The organism is Agathobaculum sp. TL06 (assembly GCF_054658635.1).
Window position 1 is genome coordinate 1 of record NZ_BAAGGY010000021.1, and the last position, 19312, is coordinate 19312.

Genomic DNA, 19312 nt, shown 5'->3' on the forward strand with positions numbered 1-19312 from the left:
TTTTTGAGGGTAGGAGTATATAAAACCTTGCTCCTGTCTTTAGCATCGCTGTAATGCGCTTAAATCAAGCGAGAGAAGCACTCTATCGCGTGTCATTCCATAATGGATTGAGAGCGTAAGCGGTTTATCCGATTGCGCTCTCTTAGCCGCCCAACAGCAAAGACAGGGAAAGCTGTCAAGGACGCACAAGCGTGCATTTTATCCTTGACGGCTTTCTGGCTTTGCTACTTCCTACCTGTCAAAACGGAATTGCAGGATAGCTTTGATAAGCTGTGTTTTCAAACGTTCTTGAATATCGTCGTTGATATGTCCTCGGCATTTTGACAGATACTTAATGCGTGGACTGTAATGCTGTAAAACAAGTTCAATCGCTTCTGGCTCTCCGGCAATCGCTTTTTCAATGACTGCAAAGGGTACCAATTTTTTGTTCCTCATCTTTTGACTTTAACCATTCCTTTCTTAACTGATTCAATGCTGCGTGCTTCCAGTAATTCGCTGTACTTCTGGAACGTCCATATTCATTCCCGATTTTTGTATCGGTATAGCCCAGAAAGAAATACATCAGCAGGACAGTACGCCGCTGTTCTGGAAGTTTGGAAAGAACATTTGCCAACCATTCACTTACAACAATAACCTCCTGTCCTTTCACGACAAAGACAGTTGGCTTGTCATACTGCTAAAGTAATTGTCTGTTGTAAACGGTTCAAAGGACGTTTCGGACATCAGATAGTCAAGTGATACTTCGCGCTTCTGTTTCCGTCCAAAATCGCGGTATGCACTGATTGCCGCATTACGGAGAACAATCTTACAAAAAGCGGCAAAAGAATATTCGACACGCTCCATGAATTGTTCAGAATACCTCATTGTTTCATCACCCCCTTTCTTTCCAGTAGGGGGCTTTTACAACAAACGCCCATGCAGCACAGAGCTACATAGGCGTTTGAATAATGTGATTTATAAAAGTATGTACGATGTACTGATAGTTCATATTCATGGGCAGAAATTTCCGTTGTGTTGGTTAGGCTTTTTTAAACGAGTTTGATAATGCTTGTATAATGGCAAGTAACATAATAAAACCTCCGTCTAAAAAGAAAAAGCCGATAGCCACTATATTTCAAGCGTGCTATCGGCTCTGCGTCTGTGCGTCTGGCTCTTTGATAACTGAAATATAAAATTGTCGTAAATTAATCAATGTTTCCTGTTTGCATTTGGGGCAATACAACGGAAAATTTATCAAAACTGTGTCCTCTCTGATTTTATTGCGTGTTTTGTTATTGCAGACAGGACACATTATCCAGTGATATTCTTCTGAAATTTTATTTTCTTTGCACAACGTCATGTAACCTGCTATCTACGACAAATTTCTTTTTTCGTGGGTTGCCCTCCGCCCGATAGACCATTAGATTTTTCAAATCAAATACAGAACTCCAGACCGTTTCAAAATCAGGTTCATCATATTGACACATAAACCCATAATTACCTTTTAGAAGCTGTTTCGTCGCTTCAACGAGATTTCCTTTTATATGAGTGCTGAAACTCTCCATAACAGTATTATACCGTTTTGCAGAATGGTAATCGTTTCCCTTAGCTGCGTCATGCCGTTTCATTTCATCAGATGTAAAGCTATTAACAGTACACACAATCTTACCGTTATCCATGCTTACAGCTTTGCGGATTCTTTTTTCATAAGGCGTACATTCAACGACAAGCATTTCTCCGTTCTTATCTGCGATAAGGATATTACAGTTAGACGCTATCGGCAGCTTCATCAGCAGAAGCAGCGCATTTTCTGTGCTGTTCGCTTTTTCAAGCAGGTACCTTACGATAAAACATAAACTAAAGCCCGCCTGTATATTTTCCAGACTTGTCATTACAAAAGTCATTGCAACCGCTAATCCATGTTCATTTATCCCTTCCTCCCCGTTAATGAAAGAAGATGTCGTTATATTAAATCTGTTTCCATCTGACGGGGAATAGATTTCACTTTTACTCCCGTTTTTTAAATATGGCGGCAAATCATTATTTCTGCCATAAATTACGCTATTGTCTTTGAAATAGGCAAAAGCTGTACACCCTCTAATCTCTACGGAGATATTATCCTCCAGGTTATACATACAGCAGCCCATACATAACATCCAGGATACAAAGGATAGATAGCTGACGCCGACCGTATCGCTAACACCTCTTATTTCTTCGCATACTTCGGGGAAAAACTCTTTCAATATCTGTTCGCTTTTTCTCCCATGCTCAAGCTGAAAATTATCAAGATGTAGTGGGAATATGATATTGCTTTTTTGAAAAATCATTCCTCTCTTGACACCCATCTGATAATGGTCGCCTTTCAGTCTTAAATGATACACGTTCTGTCCTCCTTGTCTTTTTTGATGGCAATCCACACTTCAGAATGACCGCTTACCGGCGTTTCTTTGCAGATAGGATATACTTCTACATCTGGAAGTCCTGCATATTCATAGCCCGAAAATGGCAGCCATTCTGTATAAAATCTTCTGAAAATGTTCTGCACATTCTCTTTAAAATAACCTTTGTTTTCAAAGACAGCCCATGTAGCCGGTGGTATTTCAAACGCGAACATACCGTTAGGAACAGGCGCATCCGTAGCAACTCCAATGTAATAGAAAAAACTTTTGGGATTTTCATATACGCTTACGCCCAAGACCCCCTGTGGGGACTGATTTGACAAACTGCATATTTCAGAAAATAGATTACTGCTTAAAACAGATTGCCAAAATGGAGGAATGTTCTTCTGATTTTCCTCCATGTCCGTAGACAACGGAATACGAACCCCCACAATTCTCATAGATTGTTTTTCTGCAATGTGATATGACATAGCATTTCCTCCTGTAACTTGCACTGAAAAATGAATTGCCGGATAAGCATTGAACGTGTTTCCTATACTGCGTGCAGCAGCGGGTGTGATATTGTGAACGCTCTGAAATGCCCTGTTAAATGAAGTCGGAGAAGTATATCCATATTTTAAGGCAATATCAATCACTTTCGCACCCGTTCTCTGCAATTCAAACGCTGCCTGAGTCATTCGTCTGCGCCGGATATATTCTGACAACGAAACGCCCGCTACATAAGAAAAAATCCGTTGAAAGTAAAAGGTCGAACAGCAGGCGATTTTCGCGGCTTCATCATACGATATATCACTGTCTAAATTACTTTCTATATAGTCTATGGCTTCGCTTAACTTTTTCAACCATTCCATTTGCGTGCCTCCTTTGCTATAAACATACCTTTTTGTTGCTTGCTTTTCCTCGCTTTTAATGCTCTCTTTTGTAAACTCATAAATAGTGTAAATGAATAAAAATTTTGTTGCAAACTTTCTTTCTCTATTTTGGTATTTTTGAAAATCCCCCGTAGTAGGAAGCAGGAAAAATTTTTCTTAAATTTTTCTAAAATATCCGGCAAAATCGTCTTATCTGGTGTTGTAGGTAGTAAAAGAAAAAATTATCACAAAACGGGCGGAAATGCCGCTTGCAAACGTCTTATTAGCGAAAGGGGGCTACTCATGGAAAACAGGAAACGAAACGTGCAAATCATTATTCGGGTAACAGAGGAAGAACGGGCGTTGATTGAGGAAAAAATGCAGCAGATACCGACGCTCAATCTCTCCGCCTATGCCCGCAAAATGCTCATTGACGGGTACATCATCACACTTGATTTACAGGAAATCAAGGGGCATACGGCGCAGCTTCAGAAAATCGGTATGAACGTCAACCAGATTGCGAAGCGTATCAATGAAACAGGACGGATTTATGCCGACGACATGGACGAGATTAAGCGCATCATGGAAGAAGTCTGGCGACTGGAACGGCGACTGCTTCTGCAATTTAAGAATTTGGCAAAATGAGGGTTTGGGACACTTCCCAACAAACAAAATGCTCCGGCGGCAGTCGGGCATTTTACGGGAACGGCTATCCGTTCCCTATGCTTGCTACGAAACTTATCACATTGCAAAACAAGGAAAGGACGGGAAAGGAATGGAAGGTCAACGAAAAATCAAGGACGGGCATATCGTGGTGGAAAATCCGCTGTTTCAAGAGTTGCCAAAACATGAGGTAACGATAAAATCCGGCAGGACGCTCTATCGTTTTACAGGGAGCTATGACGGGGAAAGGAGCCTGCCCCACAAGGTTTTACGCCTTATGGAGCAGGAACAAGGCAAAAAAGATGTTGATTAAGAATACAGGAGCCGATAGAATAGAGATAAGCAATCCTGTATTGGCAGACTGCCCGCCGATGAAAGGAGCAGAAACGATGTTAAGGCAGTCTGACAAAATTACCGCCCTCTATTGCCGCTTATCCCGCGACGACGAATTGCAGGGCGACAGCAACAGCATTGTAAATCAAAAGGCGATTTTAAGTAAATACGCAAAGGAAAACGGCTTCAAAAATCTCTCGTTCTTTGTGGACGACGGGTATTCGGGTACGAACTTCAACCGTCCGAGTTGGGGCGAACTCATTGAGAAGATAGAAAACGGCGAAGTATCTACGCTGATAGTCAAGGATATGTCGCGGCTTGGGCGTGATTATCTGAAAGTGGGATTTTATACCGAAGTCCTGTTTGTGGAAAAGGGTGTGCGGTTTATCGCTATCAATAACGGCATAGACAGCGCGAACCAACAGGACAGCGACTTTACCCCCTTTTTGAATATCATCAATGAATGGTACGCAAAAGATACAAGCAAGAAAATCCGTGCTGTGATGAAGTCAAAGGGAGAAGCGGGCGAACATCTCTGTACCAACCCGCCATATGGCTACATGAAAGCCCCTGACAACAAGAAACGGTGGATTGTGGACGGAGAAGCCGCCGAAGTAGTCAAGCGGATATATGCCCTGTGTCTGGACGGTTACGGTCCGTCGCAGATTGCCTGTATTCTGAAAGAGGATAAAGTCATAACGCCGACAATCCATTTTCAGCAGACAGGCAGAGCAACGAGAAACGCGCCGCCGGACAAGCCGTATAACTGGACGGGCGATACCATAGCCGACATTTTGGAACGACCGGAATATCAAGGGCATACGGTAAACTTCAAAACCTACAAGCAGTCCTACAAGAGCAAGAAAACCTGTTATAATCCAGAGGAAAAATGGCTTGTGTTTGAGAATACTCACGAAGCAATCATTGACGCTGACACATGGGCGCGGGTACAGGAATTACGCAAGAACAAACGCCGCCCAACAAGGACAGGCAAGACGAATATGTTTTCCGGCATTGTGCGCTGTGCCGACTGCGGCGAAAAGTTGTATTACTGCACAAGCAAGAATTTTGAAGCAAGGCAAGACCATTTTGTCTGCTCTACTTCAAGGCGCAAAGGGAAAGAGGTTTGCCCGACGCATTTTATCCGCGCCGTTGTGTTGGAACAAGGGGTACTCGCTCACATGAGAATGACGATTGCCTGCGTCGCAAGCCATGAGGAACAATTCCGAAAAGCTATGGGTGCAAAACAGAAAGCCGAAACAAAGAAAGAACTTGCGGCAAAGCGGCGGCAACTGACGCAAGCGGAGCGACGGATTGAGGAACTTGACCACCTATTCAAGCGTATTTATGAGGATAACGCCAACGGAAAACTATCTGACAGCAGATTTCAAATGCTCTCTGATGATTACGAACAGGAGCAGGAAGAACTGCGGGAAAAGCTGTTGCGATTGAACGAAGAAATCAACGAACAGGAAGAACAATCTGAAAACATTGACAGGTTTATCAGCAAAGTACGGAAGTATTTGGACTTGGACGAATTAACGCCCGCTGTCTTAAATGACATGGTAAAGGCGGTGTACGTCCACGCGCCGGACAAGTCAAAGGGCTATCGGGAACAACAGATTGATATTTCCTATGACCTTGTGGGAATACTCCCTGTGTCTTTACTAAATGACCTACAAAACGGAGAAACGGCATAGCCCGCAAGCTACGCCGTTTCCCGAAAACATTTCTAATACTGTCTTATGAGTGCCGCCCAAATCAGGCGTTTTTTTGCTATGTCGAAAAGCTGTACTTTTTGACGAAAAGCTGACATTTAATTCCAAAACCCACTTCGGTATGCTTTTGCATGAGGAGGTGGCCCTGATGCAAATAGAGAGAAATATTTCAGCCACATTAAGGAAAGAACTGAACAAAAGAGGGATAAGGTTTCAGGAGTTCGCAAAGGAGCTGGGGATCCCAAGGACTACATTGACGGGTTATATGAAAGGCACGTCTCACCCGCGGGCAGATTCATTGGAATATCTGGCAGAAAAGCTGGGCATTTCATTGGCCGAGCTGGTATCCGGAGAAGAATCCCCACACACTGACGGACTTGCCTGTATGGAATCTGTGAGGATGGAGATATCAGCCTTGCATCCACGAGTCATACCGATCGCAAGAGATGCGGTCTCACTGCTGCAGGATGCATTCCGGCTTTCTGATGACCTGTACGGTTTGAGAGAAAATGAATCAGCAGATGAAACCAATAACGAAGTATATAGATACTTCCTGCATGAAATGATGGTCCCGTCCTATCGTTCCCCTGCTTATGGGATACTGGCAAAACAGCGGTTCGGACAAGGCTGGGTGACCATTACGCTTGTATCTGCATTTTCTCATGATAAACGTGCAGTTGAACAACTCGCTGCGCGCTGTACGGAGCTTCAGCTTTCGCCCGTCCATCTTCTGGACGTGATTCAGGATTTCCTGACAGGGTGTGCTTTGTCTTATGATTGATACCGCACATTACACGGCAGGCAGCGCCGGCAGGACGAGTCCATATGAAGCAGACAGAACAAACAGGAATACAGAAGCGATCCGTGAACTGTTATTCAGGCTTGGAGTAACTGCAAAATACAAAGGCTGCTTCTATGCAATCTATGCGGTAACTTTGTGTATGGAGGAACAGGAACTGCTCCTATCCGTAACAAAGCGGCTTTACCCGGAAGTTGCCAGAAAGTACAAGACGAATTGGAAGGCCGTGGAACGGAATATCCGGACAGTCTCCGCAGCAGCTTGGTCTGCCAACCGCCGATTGTTGGAAGCACTGGCCAACAGGCCGCTGGACAGATACTTATACGCTGCGGAATTTATTTCTGTGATCTGGAACGCCGTTTTGATCGGTAGCATTGTGTTGTCCTGAAGACAAATAATTTTTATCACAAAAACGAGGAGCTGGCAGTAAATCTGCCAGCTCTTTTTTCGCCTTTGATATACTTATTTAACAGCAAACAATCGCTGATGGGTTCTCGCTGTAGGATTTGACGCTTACAATGCGTCTGCCTGTGCTTTACCTTCTGAACGGAGAATGAAGCAGTCATGCTTATTCCCTGTCGGATATAATCGTCCTGCAGGGTCTTTTCTTTTGCGTGTTTGGCGGTGTTGCCATAGATACTTCCTGAATGAAATGACGGTTCCGTCCTAGCGTTCCCCCTGCTTATGGGATACTGGCAAAACAGCGGTTCGGACAGGGCTGGGTGACCATTGCACTGGTATCTGCATTTTCTCATGATAAACGTGCAGTTGAACAGCTCGCTGCACGCTGTACGGAGCTTCAGCTTTCGCCCGTCTATCTTCCGGACGTGATTCAGGATTTCCTGACAGGGTGTGCTTTGTCCTATGGATAGATACTGCACATCCCAGAGCGGGCACCGGACGGACAACTAGTATGCAGAGTGGGCACATGGAAGCGATCTGTGAATAGAGATGGTATAACCGGAAGTTTGCTGATTCTATCTATAGGCTGCATACCGTGCTGTATGTTCGAGAAGCATGATAGCACACGGTGGATTTATAAAATATTAAGTTTGGAAGCAACATCTTAATCCTGCATGCGAGATGTTAATACCATCTTAACTTATTCCGTGCTAAACATATGGTAGCAAAACAGCCGGCAGGTTCCGGCCAATTATAACAGAAGCGAGGCAAGACAATGAAAAAAACGATCTTTACCGGCTCGGGTGTGGCACTGGTTACGCCGATGCACGCTGATTTGTCTGTGAATTATGAAAAACTCGGCGAATTAATTGAATACCACGTTCAGAACAAGACCGATGCGATCGTAATTACCGGAACGACCGGCGAGGCGTCAACCATGACCGATCAGGAGCATCTTGAGGTCATCCGCTACACAGTGGACCGTGTGCATGGCCGCATTCCGGTTATTGCGGGGACAGGAAGCAATAACACGGTGCACGCGATAGAACTTTCTAAACAGGCACAACGGCTTGGGGTTGACGCTTTGCTGACTGTGACACCATATTATAACAAGTGTTCTCAGCAAGGGATATATCTACATTTTAAGGCCATTGCAGAAGCAGTCGATATTCCTATCCTCCTATACAATGTACCGAGCCGAACAGGCGTCAACATCCTGCCGGATACATATGCCCGTCTCAGCGGCATTCCCAACATCGTAGGAGCCAAGGAGGCCAGCGGAAACTTTTCGCAGATTGCAAAAATCATTTCACTCTGCGGTGACGATATGGATATCTATTCGGGAAACGACGATCAGATCACCTCTGCGCTGGCGCTCGGCGCGAAGGGTGTGATTTCCGTACTGGCGAATGTGGTGCCCAAGGAGACCCATGCAATTTGCCAAAGCTACTTTGATGGGAATACAGCGCGTAGCGACACATTGCAGCTGCGCTATCTGGAGCTGATCGAAAACCTCTTCGGTGATGTCAGTCCGATTCCTGTAAAATGTGCTATGAACGCAATGGGAATGGATGTAGGCGGCTGCCGCCTGCCGCTTTGCGATATGGATCCGATAGCTAAGGAAAAGCTTCTGAGCTGTTTGCAGCGTTATGGTCTCATTCAGGGGACAAAAGCTGGTTCGGTTACGGTGCGCCGTCCGCCGGAGACACTGCTCTGGCACAAAAATCACTGAGACCAGATATAGTGCCGTATTATATGACCGTTTCAGAAATGATATCATGATGTATAGGGGCAGGGCTAACGCGTTTTACCTGTTAGTAAAATGCGTTAGCCCTGCCCCTGTCATCTCCGCAGCACAGTAGCTGCGGGATAATCTGTGATAGAGATGGAGGCGGATTGGCTGATATGGATGTGCGTTTAAACAGGCTTTATGTGATTTTAATACAAATCGGATTTTCTTTATCTTTCCGTAAGGTGAGGGATGATATTTATATTTTGCACGAAAAATACGCGCTTTATAAAGGAGGGGGAAACATGGAAAAGGGAACTGTTTCATACGGCCGGGATATGCCGGCAAAGCAGGGACGGTTAAAAATTTTTTTTGGCTATGCGGCAGGTGTGGGAAAAACTTATGCAATGCTGGAAGCAGCCCATCAGGCAAAAAAGGAAGGCATTGACATTGTCGTGGGTTATGTGGAACCACATGCCCGGCCGGATACGCTGGCACTGCTTGAGGGTCTGGAGACCTTGCCCAATAAAGAGATTGCATACAAGGGGATCACGCTGAAGGAACTGGATCTGGATTGTGCGCTGCGGAGGAAGCCTCAGCTAATCCTGGTAGATGAGCTGGCGCATAATAACGCACCGGGCAGCCGCCATACCAAGCGGTATCAGGATGTGGAGGAGCTTCTGCAGGCGGGGATCAATGTATATACTACGGTCAATGTCCAGCATCTGGAATCGCTGAACGATCTGGTGTCGTCGATCACAGGGGTGATGGTAAACGAACGCATTCCCGACCACGTATTTGACCGCGCCAATCAGATTGAGCTGGTGGACATTGAGCCGGAAGAGTTGGTCAAGCGTCTGGAGGAGGGGAAAGTATACCGGGAGCATCAGGCAAAACGGGCGCTGAGCCATTTTTTCACAACGGAAAATCTGGCCGCGCTGCGTGAGATTGCCATGCGCAGGACGGCGGATCAGCTCAACCGCGCCGCACTGCATGAGGGAAAAGAAAAATCAGCCCGGGCAGGGGAACATATTCTGCTTTGCCTTTCCTCAGCACCATCCAATGCGAAGGTAATCCGTACTGCCGCGCGGATGGCGGATGCATTCCACAGCGGCTTTACCGCGCTCTTTGTGCAAACCCCGGGAACAAAAGAGCTGTCGGGAGACAATATTAAACGCCTGCGGAGCAATCTCAGGCTTGCAGAGCAGCTGGGGGCACAGATTGCAACTGTGTACGGCTCTGATCCGGCGGAACAGATTGCGGAATATGCAAGGGTCAGCGGCATCACTAAGATTGTAATGGGAAGGATGAATCACCGGCAGAACCCGCTGTTCGGCAGGAAAGGGCTGGCGGATCGCCTGATTGAGCTGACAGATCTGGATGTGTATATTATTCCGGACCGGCAGCCGCTCTACAAAAAAACATTTCGTAAGCCCCGAATGCCCAAAGAACGCTTTACATGGAAAAACACGGGTAGCATACTTCTGTGCCTGCTGGTTTCTACCATTGTAGGAGCTCTGTTTTATAACGCAGGATTCAGTGAGTCGAATATTATAACCGTCTATATTCTGGGCGTGCTGATAGCCGCAGTCTGGACCGGCAGCCACATTTATGGCGCGGCCTGTTCCTTTTTCAGCGTTGCGGCGTTTAATTACTTTTTCACAGAGCCGCAGTTTACCTTTCAGGTGAACGATCCAAGCTATCCGGTAACATTTATTATCATGCTTTTTTCCAGCATGATTGCCAGTTCGCTCGCAAGCAGAGTGAAAGAGCAGGCTCGCCTTGCTGCGCAAAAAGGTTATTATACGGAGCTGCTTCTGGAAAGTAGTCAGAAATTACAGCAGGGTCGCACCGAGTGGGATTGCCTGCGGCAGACGGCTGAGCACCTGAATCGTCTGTTCGACCGCCCGATCCTTTACGCTTTGAGCGAATCGGGCAAGGAGCTTGTGTTCCGAATTGAACCAGCAGATGAAGAGCGGACCTTGGCGGAGCTAAGCGCAGAGGAGATGGCCGTTGCCAGATGGGTGCAAAAGAACAATAAGCACGGGGGCGCGACGACCAATACGCTGCCGAACTCTAAATGGCTCTTTTTATCCGTGCGCGGATCGCAGAGTGTCATGGGAATCGTAGGTATCCCGGTTGTAGGATACTCGGTTCCGGATGCCTTTGAGAAGAACCTGATGATCGCGATCTTGAGTGAATGCGGCCTCAGTCAGGAAAGGATCCGGCTGGAAGAGGAGAAAAACAGGGCTGCCCTTCAGACGCAGAAAGAGCGGCTGCAGGCCAGCCTGCTCCGTGCGGTTTCTCATGATTTACGGACTCCTCTTACCAACATCAACGGCTGTGCGAGCATTTTGATGCAAAATGAGGATAAGCTGTCTCGGGAATCCAGAAAAAAACTGTATACTTTGATCCATGATGACACCGATTGGCTTATCAACATGACAGAAAACCTGTTGGTTGCAACGCAGTTGGAGACAGATAAGGAGAACTTTGAAATGACACCCGAACTGCTGGATGATCTGTTCCGCTCGGCGGTATCCCGGCTGGGCAGGAGGCTGGCAGACCATCATATTGCTGTGCAGATGGAGGACCCCATGCTCATGGTTTCCGTAAATGCACAGCTGGTTGAGCGGGTACTCGTGAATCTGATGGATAATGCGATCCAGTATACGCCAAAAGGCTCCAACATCACTTTACGCGGATACAGGAAGGACGATATGGCGCACATCCTCGTAGCGGATGATGGGCAGGGTATTCCGGAGGATGCCAAAAACCATTTGTTTGATATGTTTTTTATGGTCGGTCAGGGGAAAGCCGACTGTCAGAGGGGACTGGGGATCGGTCTGGGCCTCTGCCAGTCAATTGTTTCGCTGTACGGGGGACAATTAACGATATCGGATAACAACCCCACCGGTACCATTTTTCAGTTTACGCTTCCGGTTTTCCGGACGGATCGGACAGAAAGGCCGGAAATCCCGATTGGATAAATATTTATTTCTTGTTAATGCCGGCCCGGTTTTCTTAATCCCCGCTTATTACATTCTGCTGTATCCTATGGAAGCAAAATAAAAAGCCTGTCAGCTGCACTGGTTGTTGTCTGCGGGCGCATGATGCAGAAAGGAGAAATAACCATGATGGATTGTTTGATGGTTGCAGCGCTTCTGGCCTGTTTCGGTCTGGTATGGCTGCTGATCAAATGGTGCGACAAGCAAGTCGCGAACGATGAATAAGGGGGAATAAACCTGTGAGTATGCTGCTGATCGGACTTGTTGTCCTGCTGCTGGGCGTATACCTTGTTTATGCGCTGGTGCATCCGGAAAAATTCTGATTCCGGGAAATAAAAGAAAAGGAGGAAACAGCAATGCTTCAATTGCTTTTGACGATTATCATTTTTTTGATCATCGTCATCCCTGTGGGACGGTATATGTACCATATTTCCATAGGGGCTCATACATTTGCCGATCCGGTATTTGACCGCGTAGACGGTGTCATCTACCGTATCGGCGGGGTCGATTCAAAGAAAGGGATGAACTGGAAACAATACGCGCTTGCACTTGTTGGCACAAACGCGGTTATGGTGTTCATCGGATACCTGATCCTGCGTATTCAGTCCATCGGGCTGTTCAATCCGAACGGGATTGAAGGCATGGAGCCGACCCTTTCGTTTAACACGATCATCAGCTTTATGACGAACACCAACCTGCAGCACTACTCGGGTGAGAGCGGCCTGAGCTATCTCTCCCAGATGCTGGTCATTATCTTTATGATGTTCGTCTCCGCATCGAGCGGCTACGCCGCCTGCGTGGCGTTTATCCGCGGCCTCGCCGGCAAGACAAAGGACAACGTCGGCAACTTCTTCGCGGATCTGGTGCGCATCACAACCCGCATTATGATCCCGTTCTCGGTTGTTGGCGGCCTGCTGCTGGTTTGGCAGGGCGTTCCGCAGAACTTTGATGCGAATGTCGTTGTCGAAACTATCGAAGGCACCTTCCAGACCATCGCAATGGGTCCGATCGCGGCGCTTGAGATCATCAAGCACCTCGGTACGAACGGCGGCGGCTTCCTCGGCGCGAATTCGACAACACCGCTGGAGAACCCGACCATCCTGTCCAACCTGATCGAGCTTTACTCCATGATGCTCATGCCGGGCGCCTGTGTTATCACCTTTGGTAAGATGGTGCGTGACCGCAAGCAGGCGGCAATGGAAGCGGCTGGCCAGAACAGTGTCACCGTGCCTGCCCTGAACGAGGGCCGCAGCCTGACTGCGCGCATCTATGGCCGCGAGGGCCGCAGCATTTTCCTTGCAATGGGCCTCATCTTCATCATCGGCCTGTCGGTATGCTTCTGGGCGGAAAGTCAGGGTAACCCGGCGCTTGCAAACGCCGGCCTGAACCAGTCGATGGGCAGCATGGAGGGCAAGGAAGTGCGCTTCGGTATCGCGCAGTCCGCGATGTTCACGACCACGACCACCTCGTTCACAACCGGTACGGTCAACAACATGCATGATACGCTGACCCCGCTCGGCGGCATGATCCCGTTGCTGCATATGATGCTGAACGTCGTCTTCGGCGGCAAGGGCGTCGGCCTGATGAACATGATTATGTACGCAATCCTTGCGGTATTCATCTGTGGCCTGATGATCGGCCGTACCCCGGAATACCTCGGCAAGAAAATCGAAGGCCGTGAGATGAAGCTCACTGCATTGTGCATCATTATCCATCCGATGCTGATTCTGGCGTTTTCCGCGTTGGCGGTTGCAACGCCGGGCGGTATGGAGGGCATCACCAATCCGGACTATCATGGCCTGAGTCAGGTGCTGTATGAATACGCATCCTCCGCCGCGAATAATGGTTCCGGCTTTGAAGGTCTGGCAGATAATACTTATTTCTGGAATATTACAGCCGGCCTTGCGATGTTCTTTGGCCGCTATCTGTCCATTGTAATCCAGCTGGCTATTGCAGGCTCGCTGATGAAAAAGCGCTTTGTCAGTGAATCTACCGGCACGCTGCATACCGACACACTGTCGTTTGCCATTATTCTGGTATTTGTTGTTTATATTTTTGCTGCGCTGACTTTCTTACCTGCGCTGGCGTTGGGCCCCATCGCAGAGCACCTGACGCTGTGGAGTTAAGGAGGAGAATGGAACTATGAGCAAAAAAAAGAATCAGAAGCTGGTGACGCCCGAGATCCTGCGTCAGGCAATCATGGGCTCCTTTACCAAGCTGAATCCGCGTTACATGATGAAGAATCCCGTCATGTTCGTGGTTGAAATCGGCTTTCTCATCTCGCTGCTTTTGTCTTTCGTGCCCGGACTGTTTGGAGACACGTCGGCAAACGCCCGCATTTACAATATCATCGTTGCAGTTATCCTGCTGATTACCGTGCTGTTCGCGAACTTCGCCGAGTCCGTAGCAGAGGGCCGCGGCAAAGCACAGGCGGCAAGCCTGCGCAAGACGCAGAAGGATACGCTGGCGCATCTGATGCAGGAAGACGGCTCGACCAAGGACGTTATGTCCAGCGAACTCAAAAAAGGCGATGTCGTCATGGTTTCCGCGGGAGAGATCATCCCGGGCGACGGCGAGGTTATCGAGGGCATTGCGTCGGTCGATGAATCCGCCATCACAGGTGAGTCCGCTCCGGTTGTCCGCGAGTCGGGCGGCGACTTCTGCTCGGTAACAGGCGGCACGACCGTTGTTTCCGACTGGCTGAAGATCCGCATTACCTCTGAACCAGGCAACAGCTTCCTCGACCGCATGATTGCGCTGGTTGAGGGTGCGTCCCGCAAAAAGACCCCGAATGAGATCGCGCTGAACACACTGCTTGTTTCGCTGACCATCATTTTCCTGATCGTTATCGTAACGCTCTACCCGATCGGCCTGTACTCCGGCGTCCAGATCCAGATGTCCACGCTGATCGCGTTGATGGTCTGCCTGATCCCGACCACCATCGGCGGCCTGTTGTCCGCCATTGGCATCGCGGGCATGGACCGCGTCACCCGCTTTAACGTCATTGCCATGTCCGGCAAGGCGGTCGAGGCCTGCGGCGACGTTGATACCATGATACTCGACAAGACTGGTACCATCACCTACGGCAACCGTCTCGCTGCGGATTTCTATCCGGTAGGCGGCGCGAAGCGCGAGGAGCTGATCCGCTGCGCTGCACTGACCAGCCTGCACGACGAGACGCCGGAGGGCAAGTCCACGCTTGAGCTGGCGCGCCGTCTCGGCGACGCGAGCGAGGAGACCCCAGGCTCCGAGTTCCTCGAGTTTACTGCACAGACCCGCATGAGCGGCGTCAACCTGCCGGACGGCACCAAGGTGCGCAAGGGTGCGTCCGACGCCATCGAGCAGTACATCAAGGATCTGGGCGGCAAGATCCCGTCCGACCTGCATGAGCAGGTAAACCAGATATCCTCTCTCGGCGGCACGCCGCTGGTCGTTTGCGAGAACGACCGCATCCTCGGCGTCATCTATCTGAAGGACACGGTCAAGACCGGTATGGCCGAACGTTTCGAGCGCCTGCGTGCCATCGGCATCAAGACCATTATGTGCACGGGCGATAACCCGCTGACTGCGGCGACCATCGCCAAGGAAGCCGGCGTTGACGGCTTTGTGGCTGAGTGTAAGCCGGAAGACAAGATCAAGCTCATCAAGAAGGAACAGTCCGAAGGCAAGATCGTCGCCATGACCGGCGACGGTACGAACGACGCCCCGGCGCTTGCGCAGGCGAATGTCGGTCTGGCAATGAACTCCGGTACGACCGCTGCGAAAGAAGCGGCCAACATGGTCGATCTGGACTCTGACCCGACCAAGATCCTCGAGGTTGTTGAGATCGGCAAGCAGCTGCTCATCACCCGCGGCTCGCTGACCACTTTCTCCATTGCAAACGATATTGCCAAGTATTTCGCTATCATCCCTGCCATGTTTATGCAGGCGATCCCGCAGCTGGGCGTGCTGAACATCATGAATCTGGCTTCGCCGTACAGCGCGATCCTTTCCGCACTGATCTTCAACGCGATCATCATTCCCTGCCTCATCCCGCTGGCGATGAAGGGCGTAAAATACCGCCCGATGTCCTCCAGTAAGCTGTTGGCGCGTAATATGCTGATCTTTGGCGTCGGCGGTATTATTACCCCGTTTGTGGGCATCAAAATCATTGACATCCTGATCCACCCGCTGCTGACCCTCATTGGTTTCTAAGGAGGCACTGATTTTATCATGAATAACACGAAATCCGGTCTGCTGCATAATATCCGGCAGGCGGTGCTGGTTACGCTGGTGCTGCTACTGCTCTGTGGCTTTCTGTTCCCGGTCGTGCTTTCCGGCCTGTCTGCGGTCATCTTCCCACATCAGGCGAAGGGCAGCCTGATTGAGGTGGATGGCGAGGCGGTTGGCGCTGAATATGTAGGGCAGGAGTTTACCGAGCCCTATTTCATGAAGGGACGTCCGTCCGCTTACCATTATAATACTTACTATGAGGACGCGGAAGGTAACCAGTTCTACAACGACGGCAGTGAATTCGCTGGCCTGTCCTCCGGTTCCAACAACTACGCGCCGTCCAACCCTGCGCTCGTTGAGCGCGTCGAGGCTGACATCAAGGCATTCCTTGAGGCAAACCCGGACGTCACGCGCGAGGAGATTCCGACCGACCTGATGACGGCTTCGGGCTCCGGTCTTGACCCGCACATATCCCTGGCTTCCGCAGAAATCCAGATCCCCGCAATCGCCGAGGCATCCGGCCTGAGCGAGGACACCCTGCGCCAGATTGTGGCAGATAATACAACCGACAAGATGTTCGGTGTGTTCGGTGAAGTAACGGTGAATGTACTGGGTGTTAATTTGGACATTGCCCATGAGATGGGATTGATCGGCGAGGTTTCCGAGTAACCGGAGCCGCTGCTGGAATACAATACAAAGATTTCAGGTCGAAGGGCAGCCTGCATGGTACAGGCCGCCCTTCGTTTTTTATTTTGTTTTAATACCGGTTTTATAATCTTTGCCCCAGATTTAGATATTTTCCTCTATGATAAAACTGTGAGGAGGAGTGAAGATGCCCGCATTGAAAGAACGTCTGATCCATTGGGGAGAGCAATTTGACGACGCAATGGAGCAGTACATATTTCATCATAGATTTTTAGGGTTCCTGATGGTTTTTATTGGGATGCCCTTGTTGACGCTGGCTGCTGTGTGCATTTGTTCAACGCTTATTGTGCTGCCGATCGCATGGATTTGGGGGCTGATCTGAGGCGGAGCGCTGCAAACAGCGTACCGGAACGCCTTAATGCATTCTTAATATTGCAGTTATATTGCTAATACCGTTTTAATGTCTGCACATGGATAATATGTTAAGATAATATAAGCGGATATTAAGAGGTGCGCACGATGCGACGGGTATGGCACAAAAATAATAAATCTCCCTTCAGGATTATCATTGCAGGCTTCCTGCTGGTTATTCTGCTGGGCAGTCTGTTGCTTATGCTGCCGGCCGCAACCAGAGCAGGCGTCAGCACGTCATTTATGGATGCGCTCTTTACTGCAACGTCCGCGGTATGCGTAACCGGGCTGGTCATACACGACACAGCTGCATATTGGTCTTTCTTCGGCCAGCTGATTATCATCATGTTGATTCAAATCGGCGGTCTGGGGGTTGTGACTGTGGTCTGCGCATTTATGATTTCCTCTGGACGGAAAATTGATCTGATGCAGCGGAGTATAGTGCAGGAGGCCATTGCTGCGCCCAATGTGGGCGGCATCGTGAGACTGACCGGCTTTATATTGAGAACCTCCCTGCTGATTGAAATGCTGGGTGCAATGCTGCTGTTTTCGGTTTTTTCCGGAGAGTTCGGTTTCGCAAGGGGCGCGTGGTACGCAGTATTTCATTCCATATCTGCTTTTTGCAATGCAGGGTTCGACCTGATGGGGATAAAGCAGCCATTTTCATCCCTGACGGATTATGCGGATAATCCTCTGGTTTCCGTTACTATTGCATGCCTTATCGTGGTAGGGGGAATTGGGTTCCTTACATGGAACGATATCCGCACAAACCGGTGGCATTTCTCAAAATACCGGATGCAGAGCAAAGTCATCCTTACCGTTACCGGCGCGCTCATTGTGCTGCCGACGCTCTACTTTTTCTTTTTTGAATTTTCGGAAGCGCCGATGCAGGAGCGTATATTGCTGTCCTTCTTCCAGGCGGTCACGCCGAGAACTGCTGGATTCAATACTGCGGATTTAACCGTTATGAGCCAAAGCGGGCAGTTTATCATTATAATCCTGATGCTGATTGGCGGATCGCCAGGGTCTACCGCAGGCGGAATGAAAACCACAACAGTGGGCGTTCTGTTCGCAAACATGATTTCGATTTTCCGGCATAAAGAGGATGCACAGGTCTTTTATCGACGGATCGCAGGTGAAACGGTATCGCAGGCGGCAACTGTTTTGGGGATGTACCTGAAACTGTTTTTAACCGGGGGCATGGTGATCAGCCGGCTGGAAGGCGTTGCGCTTTTAGACTGCCTGTTTGAAACGGCTTCGGCAATCGGAACTGTAGGGCTTTCATTAGGCCTAACGCCTCAGTTGCACGATATTTCCCATCTGATTTTGATTGCATTGATGTTTTTTGGACGCGTGGGAGGGCTCACCCTGATATTTGCTGCTCTGTTCAAACCCCAGAATATGGTTTCCAGCGCAAGGCTTCCTCTGGAACGGATTACAGTCGGCTGAACTATCAAAGAAACAAAGGAGACATTGTCTATGAAAGCGATTTTACTGATTGGTCTGGGGCGCTTTGGGCGCCATATCGCCATACAGCTGAATGAAATGAATCATCAGGTCATGGCAGTGGATCAGGATGAGGAGAGGGTAAACGCTGCTTTGCCATTTGTAACAAACGCCCAGATCGGCGACAGTACCAGCAAGGAATTCCTTTCGTCGATTGGGGTAAGGAATTTTGATATCTGCATTGTGGCAATCGGCGACAATTTTCAGAGCTCGTTGGAGACCACCTCGCTATTGAAGGAGCTTGGCGCAAAAAGGGTCGTAGCGAGGGCGTCTAGAGATGTCCAGAGGAAATTTTTGCTACGGAACGGCGCGGATGAAGTGGTGTATCCGGAAAAGCAGATGGCGATATGGACCGCTGTCCGGTATAGCTCGGATCACATTGCAGACTATATTGCATTGGGTGATGGACACGCCATCTTTGAAGTTGAGGTGCCGGAAGGATGGGCAGGGAAAACAGTCGGGCAATTGGATGTAAGGAAACGGCATCATGTTAATATTATGGCCGTCAAGAAAAATGGCAGATTTGACGAGAGCGCGGTCACACCGGAAACCATGCTGACGGAAAACAGTACGATTCTGGTTTTGGGAAGCTATCATGACGTCCAAAGGTGTTTCCATATATGATACTGTTTCTGCTGCAGAAAAGAAGGGAAACCA

General features: G+C 48.9%; 19 protein-coding genes and 1 pseudogene. 15 read left to right on the forward strand and 5 right to left on the reverse strand.

Translation table 11 applies throughout. The features are described from left to right. Positions 1-231 precede the first annotated feature (231 nt). The 5 genes and pseudogenes from ACYQ3S_RS12365 to ACYQ3S_RS12385 all read right to left on the reverse strand — a co-directional run bounded on the left by ACYQ3S_RS12365 (position 232) and on the right by ACYQ3S_RS12385 (position 3229). Positions 232-435 carry a helix-turn-helix domain-containing protein gene (locus tag ACYQ3S_RS12365; protein WP_459689486.1) on the reverse strand — a complete coding sequence of 68 codons (204 nt, stop codon included), beginning with the start codon at positions 433-435 and terminating at the stop codon, positions 232-234. Further along, positions 398-864, reverse strand: a pseudogene (locus ACYQ3S_RS12370) (RNA polymerase sigma factor). The gene ACYQ3S_RS12365 and the pseudogene ACYQ3S_RS12370 overlap by 38 nt, the downstream one beginning before the upstream one ends. A gap of 259 nt (positions 865-1123) precedes the next feature. Beyond that, the gene (locus tag ACYQ3S_RS12375) at positions 1124-1339 is read right to left on the reverse strand and encodes a cysteine-rich KTR domain-containing protein (RefSeq protein ID WP_459689488.1); all 216 of its coding nucleotides are present in this window, start codon (positions 1337-1339) and stop codon (positions 1124-1126) included. Beyond that, positions 1317-2360: a C45 family autoproteolytic acyltransferase/hydolase gene (locus ACYQ3S_RS12380; RefSeq protein WP_459689489.1), complete on the reverse strand. Its 1044-nt coding sequence runs from the start codon at positions 2358-2360 to the stop codon at positions 1317-1319. The genes ACYQ3S_RS12375 and ACYQ3S_RS12380 overlap by 23 nt, the downstream gene beginning before the upstream one ends. Then, a complete protein-coding gene (locus ACYQ3S_RS12385; RefSeq protein ID WP_459689491.1) occupies positions 2348-3229 on the reverse strand; it encodes an AraC family transcriptional regulator in 882 nt (293 codons plus the stop codon). Before ACYQ3S_RS12385 ends, ACYQ3S_RS12380 begins: the two co-directional genes overlap by 13 nt. A 303-nt stretch (positions 3230-3532) precedes the next feature. On the opposite strand from ACYQ3S_RS12385, the gene ACYQ3S_RS12390 reads away from it, so the two are divergent. The 15 genes from ACYQ3S_RS12390 (at position 3533) to ACYQ3S_RS12460 (ending at position 19279) form a co-directional block, all read left to right on the forward strand. Further along, on the forward strand, positions 3533-3874 hold the full coding sequence (locus ACYQ3S_RS12390) for a plasmid mobilization protein (RefSeq protein ID WP_459689493.1): 342 nt from the start codon (positions 3533-3535) through the stop codon (positions 3872-3874). 130 nt (positions 3875-4004) lie between these two features. Then, positions 4005-4205, forward strand: a complete 201-nt coding sequence (locus tag ACYQ3S_RS12395) for a hypothetical protein (protein WP_459689495.1) — start codon at positions 4005-4007, stop codon at positions 4203-4205. 76 nt (positions 4206-4281) lie between these two features. Continuing rightward, complete coding sequence (locus ACYQ3S_RS12400) at positions 4282-5925, forward strand: recombinase family protein (RefSeq protein WP_459689558.1); 1644 nt, start codon at positions 4282-4284, stop codon at positions 5923-5925. A 166-nt stretch (positions 5926-6091) separates the two neighbouring features. Further along, complete coding sequence (locus tag ACYQ3S_RS12405; protein WP_459689497.1) at positions 6092-6724, forward strand: DUF6514 family protein; 633 nt, start codon at positions 6092-6094, stop codon at positions 6722-6724. Next, positions 6717-7130 (forward strand): sporulation initiation factor Spo0A C-terminal domain-containing protein, encoded by a 414-nt coding sequence (locus tag ACYQ3S_RS12410; protein ID WP_459689498.1) that lies wholly within the window; start codon positions 6717-6719, stop codon positions 7128-7130. Before ACYQ3S_RS12405 ends, ACYQ3S_RS12410 begins: the two co-directional genes overlap by 8 nt. 301 nt (positions 7131-7431) lie before the next feature. Beyond that, a complete protein-coding gene (locus tag ACYQ3S_RS12415; protein ID WP_459689560.1) occupies positions 7432-7614 on the forward strand; it encodes a DUF6514 family protein in 183 nt (60 codons plus the stop codon). A gap of 305 nt (positions 7615-7919) precedes the next feature. Next, a complete protein-coding gene (gene dapA / locus ACYQ3S_RS12420; RefSeq protein ID WP_459689499.1) occupies positions 7920-8876 on the forward strand; it encodes a 4-hydroxy-tetrahydrodipicolinate synthase in 957 nt (318 codons plus the stop codon). Positions 8877-9049: 173 nt separating this feature from the next. After that, positions 9050-11863, forward strand: a complete 2814-nt coding sequence (locus ACYQ3S_RS12425) for a DUF4118 domain-containing protein (protein WP_459689561.1) — start codon at positions 9050-9052, stop codon at positions 11861-11863. 263 nt (positions 11864-12126) lie between these two features. Further along, positions 12127-12204, forward strand: coding sequence for a K(+)-transporting ATPase subunit F (gene kdpF / locus ACYQ3S_RS12430; RefSeq protein WP_459689563.1), 78 nt, complete (start codon positions 12127-12129; stop codon positions 12202-12204). 33 nt (positions 12205-12237) lie between these two features. Next, on the forward strand, positions 12238-14007 hold the full coding sequence (locus ACYQ3S_RS12435; protein WP_459689501.1) for a potassium-transporting ATPase subunit KdpA: 1770 nt from the start codon (positions 12238-12240) through the stop codon (positions 14005-14007). Between the two features lie 16 nt (positions 14008-14023). Further along, complete coding sequence (kdpB, locus tag ACYQ3S_RS12440) at positions 14024-16075, forward strand: potassium-transporting ATPase subunit KdpB (protein ID WP_459689503.1); 2052 nt, start codon at positions 14024-14026, stop codon at positions 16073-16075. Between the two features lie 18 nt (positions 16076-16093). Beyond that, positions 16094-16762: a potassium-transporting ATPase subunit KdpC gene (gene kdpC, locus ACYQ3S_RS12445; protein WP_459689505.1), complete on the forward strand. Its 669-nt coding sequence runs from the start codon at positions 16094-16096 to the stop codon at positions 16760-16762. A 163-nt stretch (positions 16763-16925) separates the two neighbouring features. Beyond that, positions 16926-17120, forward strand: a complete 195-nt coding sequence (locus ACYQ3S_RS12450) for a hypothetical protein (RefSeq protein WP_459689507.1) — start codon at positions 16926-16928, stop codon at positions 17118-17120. 137 nt (positions 17121-17257) lie between these two features. Further along, positions 17258-18598, forward strand: coding sequence for a TrkH family potassium uptake protein (locus ACYQ3S_RS12455; RefSeq protein ID WP_459689509.1), 1341 nt, complete (start codon positions 17258-17260; stop codon positions 18596-18598). Positions 18599-18628: 30 nt separating this feature from the next. Continuing rightward, positions 18629-19279 carry a potassium channel family protein gene (locus tag ACYQ3S_RS12460; RefSeq protein ID WP_459689510.1) on the forward strand — a complete coding sequence of 217 codons (651 nt, stop codon included), beginning with the start codon at positions 18629-18631 and terminating at the stop codon, positions 19277-19279. Positions 19280-19312: the final 33 nt, after the last annotated feature.

Bases quoted from the DNA above. Each gene is read 5' to 3' on its own strand.
- kdpB (WP_459689503.1), top strand. From the start codon at position 14,024: ATGAGCAAAAAAAAGAATCAGAAGCTGGTGACGCCCGAGATCCTGCGT.
- ACYQ3S_RS12455 (WP_459689509.1), top strand. From the start codon at position 17,258: ATGCGACGGGTATGGCACAAAAATAATAAATCTCCCTTCAGGATTATC.
- ACYQ3S_RS12460 (WP_459689510.1), top strand. From the start codon at position 18,629: ATGAAAGCGATTTTACTGATTGGTCTGGGGCGCTTTGGGCGCCATATC.
- ACYQ3S_RS12365 (WP_459689486.1), bottom strand. From the start codon at position 435: ATGAGGAACAAAAAATTGGTACCCTTTGCAGTCATTGAAAAAGCGATT.
- ACYQ3S_RS12450 (WP_459689507.1), top strand. From the start codon at position 16,926: ATGCCCGCATTGAAAGAACGTCTGATCCATTGGGGAGAGCAATTTGAC.
- ACYQ3S_RS12410 (WP_459689498.1), top strand. From the start codon at position 6,717: ATGATTGATACCGCACATTACACGGCAGGCAGCGCCGGCAGGACGAGT.
- ACYQ3S_RS12435 (WP_459689501.1), top strand. From the start codon at position 12,238: ATGCTTCAATTGCTTTTGACGATTATCATTTTTTTGATCATCGTCATC.
- ACYQ3S_RS12395 (WP_459689495.1), top strand. From the start codon at position 4,005: ATGGAAGGTCAACGAAAAATCAAGGACGGGCATATCGTGGTGGAAAAT.
- ACYQ3S_RS12375 (WP_459689488.1), bottom strand. From the start codon at position 1,339: ATGACGTTGTGCAAAGAAAATAAAATTTCAGAAGAATATCACTGGATA.
- ACYQ3S_RS12390 (WP_459689493.1), top strand. From the start codon at position 3,533: ATGGAAAACAGGAAACGAAACGTGCAAATCATTATTCGGGTAACAGAG.
- kdpF (WP_459689563.1), top strand. From the start codon at position 12,127: ATGCTGCTGATCGGACTTGTTGTCCTGCTGCTGGGCGTATACCTTGTT.
- ACYQ3S_RS12405 (WP_459689497.1), top strand. From the start codon at position 6,092: ATGCAAATAGAGAGAAATATTTCAGCCACATTAAGGAAAGAACTGAAC.
- ACYQ3S_RS12425 (WP_459689561.1), top strand. From the start codon at position 9,050: ATGGATGTGCGTTTAAACAGGCTTTATGTGATTTTAATACAAATCGGA.
- dapA (WP_459689499.1), top strand. From the start codon at position 7,920: ATGAAAAAAACGATCTTTACCGGCTCGGGTGTGGCACTGGTTACGCCG.
- kdpC (WP_459689505.1), top strand. From the start codon at position 16,094: ATGAATAACACGAAATCCGGTCTGCTGCATAATATCCGGCAGGCGGTG.
- ACYQ3S_RS12385 (WP_459689491.1), bottom strand. From the start codon at position 3,229: ATGGAATGGTTGAAAAAGTTAAGCGAAGCCATAGACTATATAGAAAGT.
- ACYQ3S_RS12400 (WP_459689558.1), top strand. From the start codon at position 4,282: ATGTTAAGGCAGTCTGACAAAATTACCGCCCTCTATTGCCGCTTATCC.